General features: G+C 36.9%; 10 protein-coding genes. All 10 read left to right on the top strand.

Annotated features, from left to right (window positions below):
• Window positions 1-685 (top strand): LacI family DNA-binding transcriptional regulator (locus K6G87_RS06475; protein ID WP_296835113.1); only part of this gene is annotated, 685 nt, incomplete at its 5' end.
• Window positions 686-837: 152 nt separating this feature from the next.
• Window positions 838-2511 (top strand): ABC transporter substrate-binding protein, encoded by a 1674-nt coding sequence (locus tag K6G87_RS06470; protein WP_296835111.1) that lies wholly within the window; start codon window positions 838-840, stop codon window positions 2509-2511.
• A 94-nt stretch (window positions 2512-2605) separates the two neighbouring features.
• A complete protein-coding gene (locus tag K6G87_RS06465; RefSeq protein ID WP_296835109.1) occupies window positions 2606-4579 on the top strand; it encodes an ABC transporter permease subunit in 1974 nt (657 codons plus the stop codon).
• A 4-nt stretch (window positions 4580-4583) separates the two neighbouring features.
• The gene (locus tag K6G87_RS06460) at window positions 4584-5435 is read left to right on the top strand and encodes a carbohydrate ABC transporter permease (protein ID WP_296835107.1); all 852 of its coding nucleotides are present in this window, start codon (window positions 4584-4586) and stop codon (window positions 5433-5435) included.
• A 10-nt stretch (window positions 5436-5445) separates the two neighbouring features.
• A complete protein-coding gene (locus K6G87_RS06455; protein WP_296835105.1) occupies window positions 5446-8103 on the top strand; it encodes an alpha-L-rhamnosidase in 2658 nt (885 codons plus the stop codon).
• A 12-nt stretch (window positions 8104-8115) separates the two neighbouring features.
• The gene (locus K6G87_RS06450; protein ID WP_296835103.1) at window positions 8116-9402 is read left to right on the top strand and encodes a DUF5722 domain-containing protein; all 1287 of its coding nucleotides are present in this window, start codon (window positions 8116-8118) and stop codon (window positions 9400-9402) included.
• Window positions 9403-9407: 5 nt separating this feature from the next.
• Window positions 9408-10211, top strand: coding sequence for an MBL fold metallo-hydrolase (locus K6G87_RS06445; RefSeq protein ID WP_296835100.1), 804 nt, complete (start codon window positions 9408-9410; stop codon window positions 10209-10211).
• 331 nt (window positions 10212-10542) lie between these two features.
• Complete coding sequence (locus K6G87_RS06440) at window positions 10543-10788, top strand: hypothetical protein (RefSeq protein ID WP_296835098.1); 246 nt, start codon at window positions 10543-10545, stop codon at window positions 10786-10788.
• 1767 nt (window positions 10789-12555) lie between these two features.
• Entirely contained in the window at window positions 12556-14463 is a 1908-nt protein-coding gene (locus K6G87_RS06430; RefSeq protein WP_296835097.1) for an AAA family ATPase, read from the top strand.
• Window positions 14450-15359: HNH endonuclease (locus tag K6G87_RS06425; RefSeq protein WP_296835095.1), on the top strand; the 910-nt coding region annotated here is incomplete at its 3' end. The genes K6G87_RS06430 and K6G87_RS06425, both read left to right, overlap by 14 nt.

The following is a 15359-nucleotide window of genomic DNA, read 5'->3' as shown; positions in this document are numbered from 1 at the left end:
TTTTACAGATCAGGAAGATACTATTGGTCTTGCATCGAGAGGTCTTGATGGAATAATAGTTACCACAGTAGAAGCTAAGAAGATTCAGGAGAAGATGAATCTGAAAACTTGTGTGACATTTTCTGACCTTCATGTAGATGTGGACTATCAAAGGGGGATCAATGAAGCTTTTAATTCTTTGGTAAGGCACGGGCATACTAAGATCGGATTTCTAAGCGGTCTCAAACTTTCTGAGGATCATCCTCGTTGGGATTGTTTTAGAAAAGCATGCCAGCTTTATAATCTTAATATAAATCCCGATTTTATTGTTGATTCCAATGACAGGCAGACTACCGATGAGGCTGCCGGAGTGGAGGCAATTCAGAGATTATTAAAAAGGAAAGATAGGCCAACAGCAATTCTGGCTGTTAATGACCTAATGGCAATTGGAGCTGTACGTGAACTTAATAGAAACGGATACACAGTTCCCAAAGATATATCTGTAATTGGTTGTGATAATTCGCAGCCGTCTAAGTATTATACACCATCAATATCTACAATTGATGCTCAGGTCTTTGAACTTGGAAGAAGCATGATGTGCAATCTAATAAGGACGATAAAAGGTGAGCCAATTATTCAAAAAGTAATACCCTCTAAATATATAGAAAGAGAAAGCGTAGCAGATAATAATTCATTGAATGTTTAAAATACTGAATATTTACTGATTTTATAGTGCCCCTATATATGGGCACTAAATAAATAGTTATCGGTTACCCGCGTAACTCTTATCGCGAAAATAAACATTTCCTATGAGGGAAATGCTAAAATTTATTTTCTTATCAAAAAAGGAGGAAGCTTATGAAATGGAGTAAGTCTAAGGCACTATCACTGTCGTTGGTATCAGCAATGTTGATATCATCAGTTGTTGGGTGTGGAGGCAATGTTCAAGAGAGCGTATCTGACGGAACAGATGTAGCACAAGGCGCATCAGATGCTACAACTATAGAGCCTACAGAAACAGCTACTGCAGACTCTGCAGAAACAACTATTACTGTTAGTATACAGACAGGAACAGGTGTGGAAGAAGGTTGGCAGGCTGTTGCAGATGCTTATATGGAAATGCATCCGGATGTAAAAGTTGTCTTGGATCTTAAGGCTTCAGATGGATATGATCAGTGGGTTCAGAATGTATTTGCATCTACAGATACTACTTCCGTAGATATAGTTAATATAAATCTTGCAGGTGATGCAAAAACAGGCAAATCTATTAATTATAACGACTATATTGATAATGACAGCCCTTATTCAGATGGAACATGGAAAGAGCAGTTTGAATATGGTAAGCAGGTCATCAACATGGCAGATAACACCTTTGATGCTCTGAGCTTGGATTCTGTTCAGGTTTTGTGGCTATACAACCAGGATATTTTTGATGAAGTTGGTGTATCTGTTCCTACAACATGGGATGAATTGATTGATGTATGTCAGAAGATCCAAGATGCTGGATATCAGCCAATTGCAATGCCTGGTGATTATGACAGCTTTTATTCAGGAACTATGGGATGGCTTGCTCAGATCTACGCAGATCAGACCACACGTTCTATGATAGAAGTATTTAAGGCTCAGCCAGGTGATTATTGTTATGATCCTGATATTGATGATTATTTCGTATATGATCCAACAGATTGCTTCAATGATGACTCTGATAAAGTAACACAGAATCCTGTTAGAGCATTTGCAGCAATCAAGGATGGAACATATGCAGCTGATTCAGTAGGTATGAAGACTGTTTGGCAGAATTTTGCAAAGGTTTTACCTGGATATGCAGGTGGAGATGCAATGTTCGGAACAGATGCTGATGGCGCTAAGACTCTTTTCTATCAGGGCAAGGCAGCTATGATGGTTAATGGTGGATGGGGCATCACAATGTTCATGAATGATATGAAAGCCCTTGAAGCTGGTGAAGAAGTTAAAGATAGTGCTGGTAATGTTATCAATGATATGCAGGCTTTCACACTTGGAACATTCAATATGCCTTCAATGGAAGGTGAAGGAATTGAAGCTAAGGCTAGAACAATTGAGGTTGCAAATGGATTCCTTGGCTGTGTTTCTAAAGATCAGGCTCACAATGATCAGGTAGTAGATTTCCTTATGTTCTATTCATCTGTAGAAGGTATGTCAATATATATCAACAATGCAATTGCTGCAGGTGCATGTCCTTCAGGTGCAAGTCTTGTTTATGGCGTTGAATATCCTGAAGAAATCCAGAATGCATTTTCTGGTCTTACATTTATCGGAAATGCACAGAAGGGATTTAACAATACTCTTGCAAGAGGTATTGGTGAAAGTGCAGAGACATTCCGTAATTTCTACGATTATAGCTATAAGTATTTGACAGGAACTATTACAATCGATGAGTGGGCAAGTGAACATAAGACCAATGTTATGGACAACCTTGAAAATGCGATGGCAGAAAAAGGTATTTCTGATAAAGACCTTGAAAATCCTGCAAATGAGCCTACTGGAGAGTAAATAATAGTTTAGTAATAAGAATCGGCTGTCTGCAAAGGCAGTCGATTCTATTAAAAATAACGATTCGGGGATAAAGGGACAGGAGTAAATAGCTATGAAGATTAACAAGGTGGGGTGCATAATTACATTATTATTTCTGATAGTAACTGTTGGGCTATTATCAGGATTCCGAATCGCAACCAAGAAGACAGAAGGTATCGAGAATGCTGCATTCTCGACTGGCAATCAGAATAAATGTATTACTTATGACGAGACTACAAAGACAATATTTGTAGGTACTCATGATAATCAGCTTGTTGTCTTTAAAGAAGGACAGGAGATCTGGAGAGTAACAGCAGGTGGACCTTTTAGCGATCTTGTACTTAATGCGGACAAAGGTCTTATTTATGGCGGTAACGAGGATGGTTCGATTTATGTTTATAACATAAGCGATGGATCTGCTGTAAATAAAATTGATGTTCAAAGAAGAGTTGTTGCTATAGATATTAATAATAGCGGCACTAAAGTTGCTGTAGCAACAAGTACCGGTAGTAGTAAGGCTAATATTTTAGTTTATGATCTTGAAAGTGGCGATGAGCTTGTGAATATTAAATATACTTTTAGTATAGCAGGCGTTAAATATTCCAAAAATGATGACACTTTATTCACTGTTAATAAGCGTGGTGAAATATCACATTTAAAGGAAAATGGTGATGCTATTTCAGTTTATGAGACCAATTACACAGCGCTTCAATTGATCAGGCAAGGCGATATGCTGTGGACTGTTTGTAAAGATGGTTCCTATTATGGCTTTGATGAAGATCTAAATATCATTCGTCACGGTGTAGTTGCAAATAATGTTAATGCTGTAATTGCTACAATTGGTGTAGATGAATCTAATAAATACGTTATTGTCGGTACTAATGAAGGATATTTATTCATTATGAACGGACAGGATCGCCAGATATATACTTCTGATATGAGCACAAGAATTACCGGCTTTACTAATATAGAAGGTGAAATCTATATGGTGGGGCTTGCTGATATTATAAAGCTCATTCATGTTGAAAATCTTGCTAATATCCATATCAATGTAAAAATCGCAGCATTACTTAAAACTCTTGGCATAATATTTATTTGCATTACCTTTGTTTCGCTGGTAATGACATTTGAAGGCTCAAGAAGATATATTCTCCATCTTTTGAAAGAAATATGGAGACACAAAATGGCATATATAATGCTTATGCCAACACTTCTTTTGATATACTTTTTTAATTACAGAGGAATAGCAACAGCCTTTATTAGGGCATTTACTAACTGGTCCAAGACCAATACAAGTCTTGCTCAGATAGATTATGTGGGGCTGGAAAATTTTAGAAGAATGTTTACTGAAGGATATTTCCTCATAGGTATGAAGAATTTAATCCTTCTGATGGTAACAGGCATTATAAAAGTTCTTACCATGCCTTTACTTGTAGCATGGCTGGTTTATAACATACGAGGAGACAGAAGAAAATACCTTCATAGATTCTTATTTGTACTGCCTATAGTTGTTCCGGGTGTAATCAGTGCGATGACTTGGCAGAAGATCTATGATCCATCTATAGGTCTTCTGAATGAGATTCTCGAACTTGTTCATCTGGATAGTTTTAAACGTGTATGGCTTGGAGATGCACACACTGCAATATGGGCTGTTATCTTCATGGGATTTCCTTTCGTTCATGCTATGGCATTCCTTGTCTACTATGGTGGATTGTTGAATATCGGCCACGATGTAGAAGAATCAGCAATGATAGACGGTGCCTCAAAGAGAGATATATTCTGGAAGATTCAGCTTCCGCTTATACGTCCTCAGATAAGCATTATGGTAACACTACAAATAATAGGTACAATGCAGGATTTCAACAGTATCTTCATCCTTACAGGTGGAGGCCCGGGAACTTCAACTTATGTTCCTGCTCTTGAGTTGTATCTGAATGTAGCACAGTTTGGAAGATATGGATATGCCTGTGCGCTTGGCGTAATACTATTTGTATTTACAATGTCAGCGACTCTTATTAGTAATAGATTGACTAAAGAAAGAGAGTAATGCCATGAAGAAAAATATCTTTAGTAAAAAATTTATAAAAGAGCTAAGCTTTCAATCTGTAATTGAAATTGTAATGTTACTTATAATGGTATTGTTATTTGTGCCTGTTATGGTAATGCTGATAATGTCTTTTAAAACAAATTGGGAGATATACAATAGCTTTTTTGCTCTCCCCAAAAGCATTGCCTGGGATAACTATTCAATTGCATTTAAAAAGCTAAGTGTTAATATGCTGAATACTCTATTCGTAATAGCAGTTGCAGTAGCTCTTACTCTTGTAGTGGCTGGACTTAGTGGATATGTTTTTGCAAGAATGAAATTTCCGGGGAAGAATTTCATATATTTTGCAATACTTGCACTAATGATGATTCCTGGAATTTTGTATCTGGCTCCTAATTACAATCTCATTCAGAGATATGGTCTTTATAACACAAGGTGGGCTCTTATATTTCCATGGGTATCAGGTGGTCAGGTTCTCGGGATTATCCTGTGTAGAAATGCTATAGAAGCTCTTCCTAAAGATTTGTTCGAAGCGGCTAAAATTGAGGGCTGCGGAGAGATCAATTCTCTTGTAAGAATTGCGTTACCACTTGCTACGCCAATGTTATCTACTATAGCTGTTATGAAACTAGTAGATTATTATAACGATTTCATATGGCCTATGATGGTTATAGAATCCAATTCCAAACAGGTTATTACTGTTGCGGTTAAGGTATTTACTAGTTCTGTTGGTACAACTGAGATTGGAACGATGTTTGCAGGTTATGTAATCGCAACAATCCCGTTATTTATACTATTTATGTTTACTTCACGTTTGTATATGGAAGGTATGACAGCAGGAGCAGTAAAGGGATAAGAGGAGAGAGATGATGAATATAGAATGTTTAAGAACTAATCATATTGAAAATCCAATCGGTTATTATATGCCGTCAGTCAGCTTATCATGGATAGTTACTAAAGCAAAAGGAAATTATGTTGACAAGGCAAGAGTTAAGATTGCTTATGATAAGGAATTCTCCAATATTGTATATGATAGCGGCGAAAGGTCTGATATATCCTCGCTTGATTTTAATCCTGGTATAAAACTTCAGGAACAGACACGATATTATTGGAAAGTTTGGGCTTCTGATAATGAAGGCGATAGTGGAGAAAGTAACATAGCTTATTTTGAAACTTCTGTTACTATGAAAAAAGCCAAATGGATTAAAGCTCCATTTAATAAAAAAATCCAGCCTCTTCTCAGAAAAAGCATAAATCTGTCAGGAAAACCAGTATCTGCAAGACTATATATATGCGGACTTGGCGTATATGAAGCATATATAAATGGTAATAAGATTGGTGATGAGTATCTTGCACCTTACTATAATGACTATAATCTGTGGCTTCAGGTTCAGACATATGATGTAACTGATAATCTTATAAAAGGCAATAACTGCCTTGGCGTTATGCTGGGCAATGGCTGGTATAAGGGAAGATTTGGTTTTATAGACAAGATGGACAAGCTTTATGGCGATACCTGCCATATGATCTGTGAATTACATGTATTCTATAAGGATGGCAGCAAAGAGATAATTCCTTCGGATGAAAGCTGGATGTGTGCAGAGTCGCCGGTTATTGAGAGTAGTATCTATGATGGAGAGATATGGGATAGTAGAAAAGAAATCCCTGACTGGAATACTGTTAAATGCAATGAAGAAGGATTTGTACATGCAGTTACTTATAAAGAAAATAGCAAACTCTTAAAGTCTCGCTTTAGCTTGCCTGTAAGGGCCATAGAGCAGATAAGCCCGGTAAAAGTCATTGATACTGTTGCTGGAGAGAAAGTAATAGATTTTGGCCAGGAAATGACAGGATGGGTTGAGTTTTTATGTGAAGAGAAAAAAGGAACTAAGATAAGTTTCTGGTTTGGTGAGATCCTTCAGAATAAAAAATTCTACAATAAGAACCTCAGAACTGCCAAGCAGGAATATCACTATTATTCTAATGGAACTAAAACATGGGTAAGACCTCATTTTACCTTTTATGGGTTCCGTTATGTGAAGGTTACAGGAATATCCAAAATAAAGCTGGATAATTTTAAGGGCGTTGTATTGCACTCTGATATGGATAAGACGGGCACTATAGAAACCTCAAACGAGAAAGTAAATAAGCTTATCAGCAATGCTCTTTGGGGACAGAAGGGTAATTTCCTTGATGTTCCAACCGATTGTCCACAGAGGGATGAGAGAATGGGATGGACAGGAGATGCGCAGGTATTTTGTAAAACTGCAAGTTTTAATATGTATACTCCTGCTTTTTACAGGAAATTCCTTTTTGATATGAAACTGGAGCAAGATACGCTTGGTGGAAATGTTCCTCATGTAGTACCTGATATTCTGGGACAGATCAATGATATTAAATTCGGTAAGGATGATACAGAACATCAAAAACCTCATGGATCATGCGCCTGGGCTGATGCAAGTACAATTATCCCTTGGACTTTATATAACATGTATGGGGATAAGACTATGCTTATGGAGCAGTATGGCAACATGAAAGCATGGGTTGATCATGTTCGTAAGGTTGATAAGGAGAAGTGTGGGAACAGTTATCTGTGGATGGATGGCTTCCACTTTGCTGACTGGCTTGCACTTGATAATTATAGAAAGAAAGAGAGCTATGGCGCAACGGATCCATATTTTGTTGCAAGCGCTTATTACTATTATTCTGTAAGTCTTACCGCTAAGGCTGCAGCAGTTCTTGGAAAGACTAATGATGAAAAGCGTTATACGAATCTTGCAACCAAGATCAAGAAGGCTTTTATACGTGAGTTCTACACTTCTACAGGAAGACTAGCTCAGCAGACACAGACAGCACTTGTTTTAGTATTATGGCTTGGTCTTATTCCTGATGGATTTAGAAAACGTCAGATAGATGCACTTTTAAAAAATCTAAAGGACGAGAAAGATCATCTGACAACAGGATTTGTAGGTACACCAATTCTCAATCCTGTTCTTACAGAAATCGGTCATCCAGAACTAGCTTATACTTTACTGCTAAATGAGGAGTATCCTGGGTGGTTATATGAAGTAAATATGGGGGCTACCACAATCTGGGAGAGATGGAATTCTGTTCTTCCTAATGGGAAAATCAGCGACACCGGTATGAATAGTTTAAATCATTATGCTTATGGTTCTATAGTTGAATGGATTTACAGATATATGGGAGGTCTTGAACCACTGGAGGATGCTCCGGGGTTCGAGAAATTCAAGATAAGACCTTATACAGATGAACGTATTGATTCATGCAAAGTTGAGTTTGAATCTCCAAAGGGAACGATTATTAGTTCTTGGAAGAAAGAAAAGAGCTGGTATCACTTTACAGTAAAAGTGCCTTTTGATACTGAGGCAGAATTTGAATTAACGAAGGATGCTAGTAGTGTAAAACTTAATAAAGAAAAATTAGAACCAATGAAAAAGGGAGAAGCTCTTACATTAACAAAGGGAACATATCAGATCTACCTTAAATATGAAAAAGAGGATTAACGAGGTATTCAAATGGGGAAATATAAACACGAGAAAGAAAAACTTGTAACAGGGAAAGCACTTGGATGCTGCAATGAGGATTGCGAGATCCTTGGCATTGAGCATTCTCACATAAATATTAATCTACCTGCATTAATGATGGAAAAGAAAGATGAGGATTGTTTTGTTTTTCCATATAAAGGGAAGGATTATTATTTCTGCAAAGAAGCTGTAAAAAAAGTGGATGATCAGCTGCTGACATATTGGAAATATGGTATTGCCTGTACTGCAGTTCTATTAAATGCACCTAAGCTTTTTGATAGCAGACAAGAGAAAGCTTTATTAAAAAAGGTAATACACCCTGACTTTGAATGGGATGTACAGGATGCATTTATTAGTGCTTTTCCTATGAAGAGTACTGAATCAAAAGGCTATTTTGAAGCTTTTATAGCATTTTTATCCAATAGATATATGAGTGATAAAGCAGAATACGGAAGACTAACAGGCTTTATTATTTCGAACGAAGTTAATTCACAATGTGTCTGGGGGAATGCTGGCTCTAAGCCTGTAGAAGTTTATACTAAAGAATATACAGAAGCTGTAAAGGCAGCCTTTGACGTAGCAAGAGAGTACTGGGAATATGCTCAGATTTATATATCTCTTGATCATCATTGGACTGAGGGATTCCGCCCATTTGATACAAACAGATGCTATGGCGGTAAATATGTCCTTGATTTTGTAAATAAATACGCCAAAGAAATGGGTGATTTTGAGTGGGGAGTAGCTTATCATCCTTATCCTGAAGCACTTAATTATCCGGATTTTTATAACGACAGAATTCCAACTTTTTATTTTGATACCAGAATTATTACTTTTAAAAATATAGAAGTTCTCGATGCATATTTAGGGCAGGAGGAATTCTTATATAAGGGTAAAAAGAGAAATATTGTCTTCTCAGAACAAGGTTTCAATGCTAGATCCAAAGGATTTGTAGAAAAGCAGTGCGCAGCTTCGTATGTGCTTGCATATCAAAAAATGAAAAAGCTGTCTGAAGTGCAATGGATGACGCATCATGCATATCTTGATAATCCTCATGAGTTTGGCTTGCATCTTGGAATAAGAGAGGTTAAAGCTGACGGTTCACCAGGTAGAAAACGTCCTATTTATAAAGTTATCCGTGCTATGGGGACTGATGAAGAACAAAAGTATGTAGAGTGGGCCAGAAAATTTATAGGCAAACAGCTATTTGATGAGCTTCTTTCACCTGAAATTCATTGTGAAAATGAAGGAGATGCTAAGGCTACAGATTTTGGAGATTAATGATAATGGAACTTAGATTCTTGGGAACAGGTGCGGCCGATTGGCCTAATAAAGAGCCTGTTGATGGAGCTTTTTACAGACATCATGCAAGTATGCTCGTTAATGGAAAAGTGTTGATTGATATAGGCCCTGGTATAGTCGAATATTTAAAAACTATACCTGATATAGACTTTGGAAATATTGAAGCAATCTTTCTGACACATACTCATGAAGATCATTGGAGCACAGATGAACTTGGTCATCTTCTTAGCCTTACCAGGAAGAAGATTAGACTGTATTTTCATACTGGAGCTAAAAATAATCTTGATCTATGCAGAGATAGTATTCATGGTCATGCATTAAGCAATAACCATTTAAGACAAGTTGTACTGTGTCCAATGAGAAGATGGCAGATAATAAATGCAAGCGGCCTTTCTTGGCAGAATCTTGAAGCTAACCATTATGCTCCAAAGGGGGAACGCGGAAGCCATTATATTATTAGCGATGGAACTGAAACATGGTTTTATGGCTTGGATGGAGGATGGTTCACAACTAAGACATGGGACATATTAAGAAGCACTTGCTTTGATGGAATGGTCTTAGACGGTACTGTTGGCGAAAACAGCGCAGATTATCGAATCGCTGGTCATAATAGCCTTGCTATGAATTCACTTCTAAAAAAAGCTATGCTGCATCAGAATATGCTAAAGGCAGGTGCCAGACTATATCTATCACACTTTGGAATGACTACATATGAGAATAGTTGTGACATACGTGAAAAGGTAGAAGAGGCAGGATTTATGGAAGCACGAGATGGTGAAATGGCATAAATAAGAACAAATATAATATTTTAGAACATGTGTGACACTTCTGTGATAAATGCTTTGATATTATTAACTCAAGATAAGACAACGAAAGAAAGTCAACAGCAAATATATTGTGAATATAAATGCCGAGGGATAACCGGTACATTGTCTTACAAACAGGATGATCATGTAGTCCAAGTGGCCTTCGCTTCACGTAGGATGTAATGAGATCATTAGAATAGGAATACCTGCAACTAAGGTGGCTTAAGCTTCACCAAAGGTTGCAGGTATTTTTATTTATATTCCGAAATAAGTGATAACTAATAAATAAACAATAATCGTTGAGCCTAATGAAATGATGCTTGAAGGAATTAAGAATTTCAGCACAGGGATTCTTTGGGATAGCACTATGGATCCAATGTATAAATGGGTGGATAAGATTCAGGGATATAGAAATGCTATACATTCCTTTAATTTTAGAGATATTGGAACTGCTGGGGAGTTTCTTGAAGATATAGATGTTTATTGTAATTTTGTGGATTTGATATTGGATCGCATTCCTCCATTAGAGGAGATAATAACCTGGTATCAATGTGATTAAGTTATGAATGAGGAGTTCAACAAACACGATAGTCACAAATGTGACCCTCGTTCAACCGTATAGGTGGAGTGACACCTAACGACGAGACTGTCAATGCCTTAAGTAAGGACAGGTAGTGTATCCAAGCAGATACCACCTTTGTAAGTAGTAAAAAACCTAGGTAAGGTCTAGAGGATAAATCGTAGCAAGGTTCAACTTATATTGTTGAATAGGGCTTTTAGGCATGATATACTCGAACCATCGAAAGGTGGTGGTTGTATGGAGAATGAGAATATGACACGTGAAGAATTTTCAATGCTTATGGAATTGCTACTAGAATTACTTGAGGACGGTAAGATTGACCGGGTCAAGGAAATAATCAAAAAACACATAAAGTCACAGGAAAACTAATATATCTAAACCTACAAGTCCTATTGAGTGATAAAGCTCAGTAGGACTTTTTTTAATGCGCACTTATGCGAGAAATAAGAGATTGGAGATAAAATGAGTAGAAAAGGACAGAACAACACAAAGGTTAATTGGTACCAGGCGAGCAAACACGATAGTCATAAATGTGACCCTCATTCAACTAAAGGCTATAGATATTCTTTTACTGCTTATCACTGTGTTTATTGAACCTGGTACGATTATTTAGAGCACAACATCGGAAACATCTGTCACTGGCAAAAGATATAGCCCATGCGAAAGAAGGCAGCAGAGTACTACTATTCGTCAGAGAATTCAAAAAGACAGTGTCGGCACAGCCCCATACTCATTCCTCGGCACAGCCAATTACCTGAGCCATACCGGAAGCAAGCCCATGAGCATAGTGTGGAGGATGGATAATCCTATACCGGCTAAGTATCTGAAGAAGACTAATAAGATGGATGTGGGGTGATGAGGAGGCTATCAAATATTTCATAAAAATAGGGCATCATTTTTGTGAAAAAAGGTAGCTGTTAAAAGCTTGAAAACATATACTAATAAAATTAAAATAATTGTAGAGATAAATGAACATTGACAAGTGAAAATTCTCGTAGCCACTAATGGAAAGTGGTGTCTTATGAAGAATAGACTATTAGAATCAATCATCTCCAAAAATGGCGTCGAGAGTACTTGGGTTAGGATTAAGAAAGCATTTAAAGGGTTTATGCGCAATCCCTTTGTAAACAAGATGCGTAAGCTTTGCCTGGTTTTCGCATTATTTGTTTTTCGTGCTCTCTGTAATTACTTACTAAAGATATTCTTCGACTATGTTTTCAATTCCGCAGTATTTATGGAATTCTTCGAGGAGGTGATTAGCAGAATCCTCTGATTAGAGGGTTCTGTGAAAAAATTATGAATAATAGTACTTATCATAATACACCGGATCGCAAACAGCAGAAATTTCCTGTAAAGCCAAATGACTGGGGGATACAGTCATTGAAAGGCATGTAACTCAAATCATTATTATTGCGCAGCTGTTTACTAATCAACTTTCTTTAAAGGATCTAATAACTACACTTGTTAATGAATAAAAAATTAGTGGGGAGAATTTTGCAGTTGTTACTCTAGATATACAAATACGCACGTAACAATGAAAATGCCAGTAACCGTAATTATTTATGGTCGCTGGCATTTTTGTTTTGGACTTAACTTAAATCGATTTAATACAAAAAACAGTGAATTTCTTATTATATATAATTACTTTGAATAGTATAATTATCTATGATTCGTAAAAAAGCTGGACTTCGCTCCAGGTCAGAAAGATGTTATAACTGTTATAGAAAACTGTAAATTGGGGGATGTATGGAACTAGTATATTTATATGTCGAGCATTTGGGAATGTGCATCGACAAAACCGGAATAAACTTCAGTAAGAACTATGAGGTCACATATGATAGCAAGCACCGTGATTTAAAGATAGAAAAGAAAAACAATCCAAACAGAATCAATATTTATGGAGATAATATCCAAGACATTAATGTTCTGGTTGGCAAGAATGGCATTGGTAAGTCTACTATAATGAGGCTTTTGGGGTTGCCTGAAAGAGATCGGATTCAATATTTCAGTTATTATAATAACAAGCAAAATGTCTTACAAGGAATAGATGCAAATATATGGGTCGCTATTTATCATTTATACGATGATACATTTGCTATTGAGGGATACTGGTTTTCATTTTTGAAAAATTTTGTATACAATGAACCAGAGTTTAAGCCTGCTGATTGTATAATGATCCGATATGATTTTGAAAATAGCAAGATACTTGAGTTCAAGCCTATCAACAAGCTGAAGGATTCGCGTTTTAATATTGAAAAGCTATTTTATGTTTATTTTCAGAATAATACAGGAGTTAATTGGTTTAATGATTACACTCCTAAAGATAATTATGATATTTCACGTGAATATTTATTTCGTAGGTTTAGTTGTAATGCAAGTAGTTATGAATCAGTTACAAAGTATCTTGTAGATTCATATCGCGATGCCAATTTTTCAGCTAAGATGGGTTCTAAACCCGGAACGGAAATTGATATACGGCTTGCGTATGTTACTGAGTTGCTTAATAAAAATAACTATAATGAAGAAACTGAAAATACAATAGATAAATACGAATTAGTAGCAAAAAGGATTTATGGAAGAAATGTCAGGGCTTTACAAGGTGCATTGTATTTGGGAAGTTATGATAGTGACATTGTTAAGCAACGCTTTATTATCGCCTTTCTAGAGACTATAGTTTATTCATACTTGTATGACATTGATCAAATGGAGGAGTCTGACGTCAACGAATATGCAAAAACTACTCCATACGATAAGACATCTGAAGAAAAAGATACATATAATTCTCGCAAAAATTACCTGTTAGAGGAATTAAAATACTATGAAAAAAGTGAATATATAAGAGTGGTTTTAGATATAGTAAAAGAACTTGAGAATATCCCAAATAGATATTATGTGAGAGGAGAGACGATTTCTATACCAATTAGTGAACTAGAGCCTGGCAAACTTGATGGACTCATGCAAATTTTTGATAGGAGGGGGAGGATAGAGGTTTCGTTTAGTGATAAATCCATCCTAGAGGTAACCTTCTCCAATATGAGCTCGGGAGAAGCAAATTTCATCAATGTTTTCGCCTCAATTCATGGAGCTTTGCAGACAAGGACGAGTATGGCAGCTAACCCGGCTAATCCCGGGGAACAGACCTGCATCCTCCTATTAGACGAACCAGATATGTCCTTCCACCCGGAATGGAGCAGGACATTTATCGATAATCTCACTTACTTCCTGAATAATAGTTATAAGGATATCAACTTCCAAGTAATAATAACGACACATTCGCCGCTGATGCTTTCAGACATACAGAGTGATAGTATTTACTGCTTGGGAAAGGATGATGAAGGAAATCTAACAGTTTCAAATCCGAAATATGGTCTTTTAAGCGGAATAAACGATATTCTCATTGATGGCTTCTTTACAGAGTCATTGTTTGGTAAGTTTGCTGAGGGCTTCGCCGATGGCATAGTTACCAGATTAAATGAGCTTGAAGAAAACATAGATAAATGGCAGATAGACAAAGATGATTTTGATGAAGAATATAAGGATCTAAGTAATCGTATAGATATTCTGGGCGGTGGCCTTATCAAAGATAGCCTTATGCAGAGACTGACGATGGCAAAAAAATGGTTTTATATGAGGAACGGCTATGATCAAGATTAAAATTAAGAATGCTGCTGAAATTGAAGATTGGTACGCCGAGCAGGTAATGGACATAATAAAGGATAAAATCGTAAATTACAGTTCGGACATTACCAGTATATATGCGCACAAAATCATCACACAACTTGATGATCATGCCATAAGAGACCTTTTGACAATGCCGATAAGTGGCCTGATAGAAAAGCACACTTGGGCAAAGGCTTATTATGAGGTGGCATGTTTTGTCAGTGAGTTCAGCGATCTGCATGAATACTTGAAGGAACTCTATCAAGTCCGTGGCTATGCTCATCATAAGTGCGTAGCAGAGTATCAGAGAGAAAGAGAAGAATACCTGAATAAATATAAAGGCAACAACTTCATAGACGTGATGAAAAATCAATTTCATTACCCTTGCCCTGACCCAGACTCAGTAATTTGCCAATACAATAAAAACATGGAAGAGTTTATTTCATCTGTTTCTAAAGAGTTCGATAAGGTAAATAAGGATCTTAGCAAGATCATCAATTATGATTTTCTAGATGAAGACACAGGCACAGGGAAGAAGGGCAAGAGCTCAATCAGAGCCGAGTACGTAAAACGACTTGGTATAAGAGTCTGCCCATATTGTAATCAGCAGTATATCTATTATTTTGGAGATAGCAGATATCTAGGGGATCTTGACCACATTCGACCTAAGAGCAAGTTTGAGCTCTTTTCAATGTCGATGTATAACCTGGTTCCTGCCTGCAAGCCCTGTAACCAGCTCTTTAAAAGGGGCAGCACAAAGCAGATCCTAAATCCTTATGAGGAGGGATTTAGCAACGATGCCTATCTTCACCTGAATTATAAGAGTGTTCGTGAGCTGGTCGGCATAGATCCGGTTACGGATATGGAATGGCGTGTAAACAAGGGACTTA

This window comes from Butyrivibrio sp. (assembly GCF_024699075.1).
Note: the sequence above shows the minus strand (reverse complement) of the source record. Positions and strands in the feature narration are given on the sequence as shown.

What these genes read in the sequence shown, in the direction of transcription:
- K6G87_RS06460 (WP_296835107.1), top strand. Translation starts at nt 4,584, where the DNA reads ATGAAGAAAAATATCTTTAGTAAAAAATTTATAAAAGAGCTAAGCTTT.
- K6G87_RS06430 (WP_296835097.1), top strand. Translation starts at nt 12,556, where the DNA reads ATGGAACTAGTATATTTATATGTCGAGCATTTGGGAATGTGCATCGAC.
- K6G87_RS06445 (WP_296835100.1), top strand. Translation starts at nt 9,408, where the DNA reads ATGGAACTTAGATTCTTGGGAACAGGTGCGGCCGATTGGCCTAATAAA.
- K6G87_RS06440 (WP_296835098.1), top strand. Translation starts at nt 10,543, where the DNA reads ATGATGCTTGAAGGAATTAAGAATTTCAGCACAGGGATTCTTTGGGAT.
- K6G87_RS06465 (WP_296835109.1), top strand. Translation starts at nt 2,606, where the DNA reads ATGAAGATTAACAAGGTGGGGTGCATAATTACATTATTATTTCTGATA.
- K6G87_RS06470 (WP_296835111.1), top strand. Translation starts at nt 838, where the DNA reads ATGAAATGGAGTAAGTCTAAGGCACTATCACTGTCGTTGGTATCAGCA.
- K6G87_RS06450 (WP_296835103.1), top strand. Translation starts at nt 8,116, where the DNA reads ATGGGGAAATATAAACACGAGAAAGAAAAACTTGTAACAGGGAAAGCA.
- K6G87_RS06455 (WP_296835105.1), top strand. Translation starts at nt 5,446, where the DNA reads ATGATGAATATAGAATGTTTAAGAACTAATCATATTGAAAATCCAATC.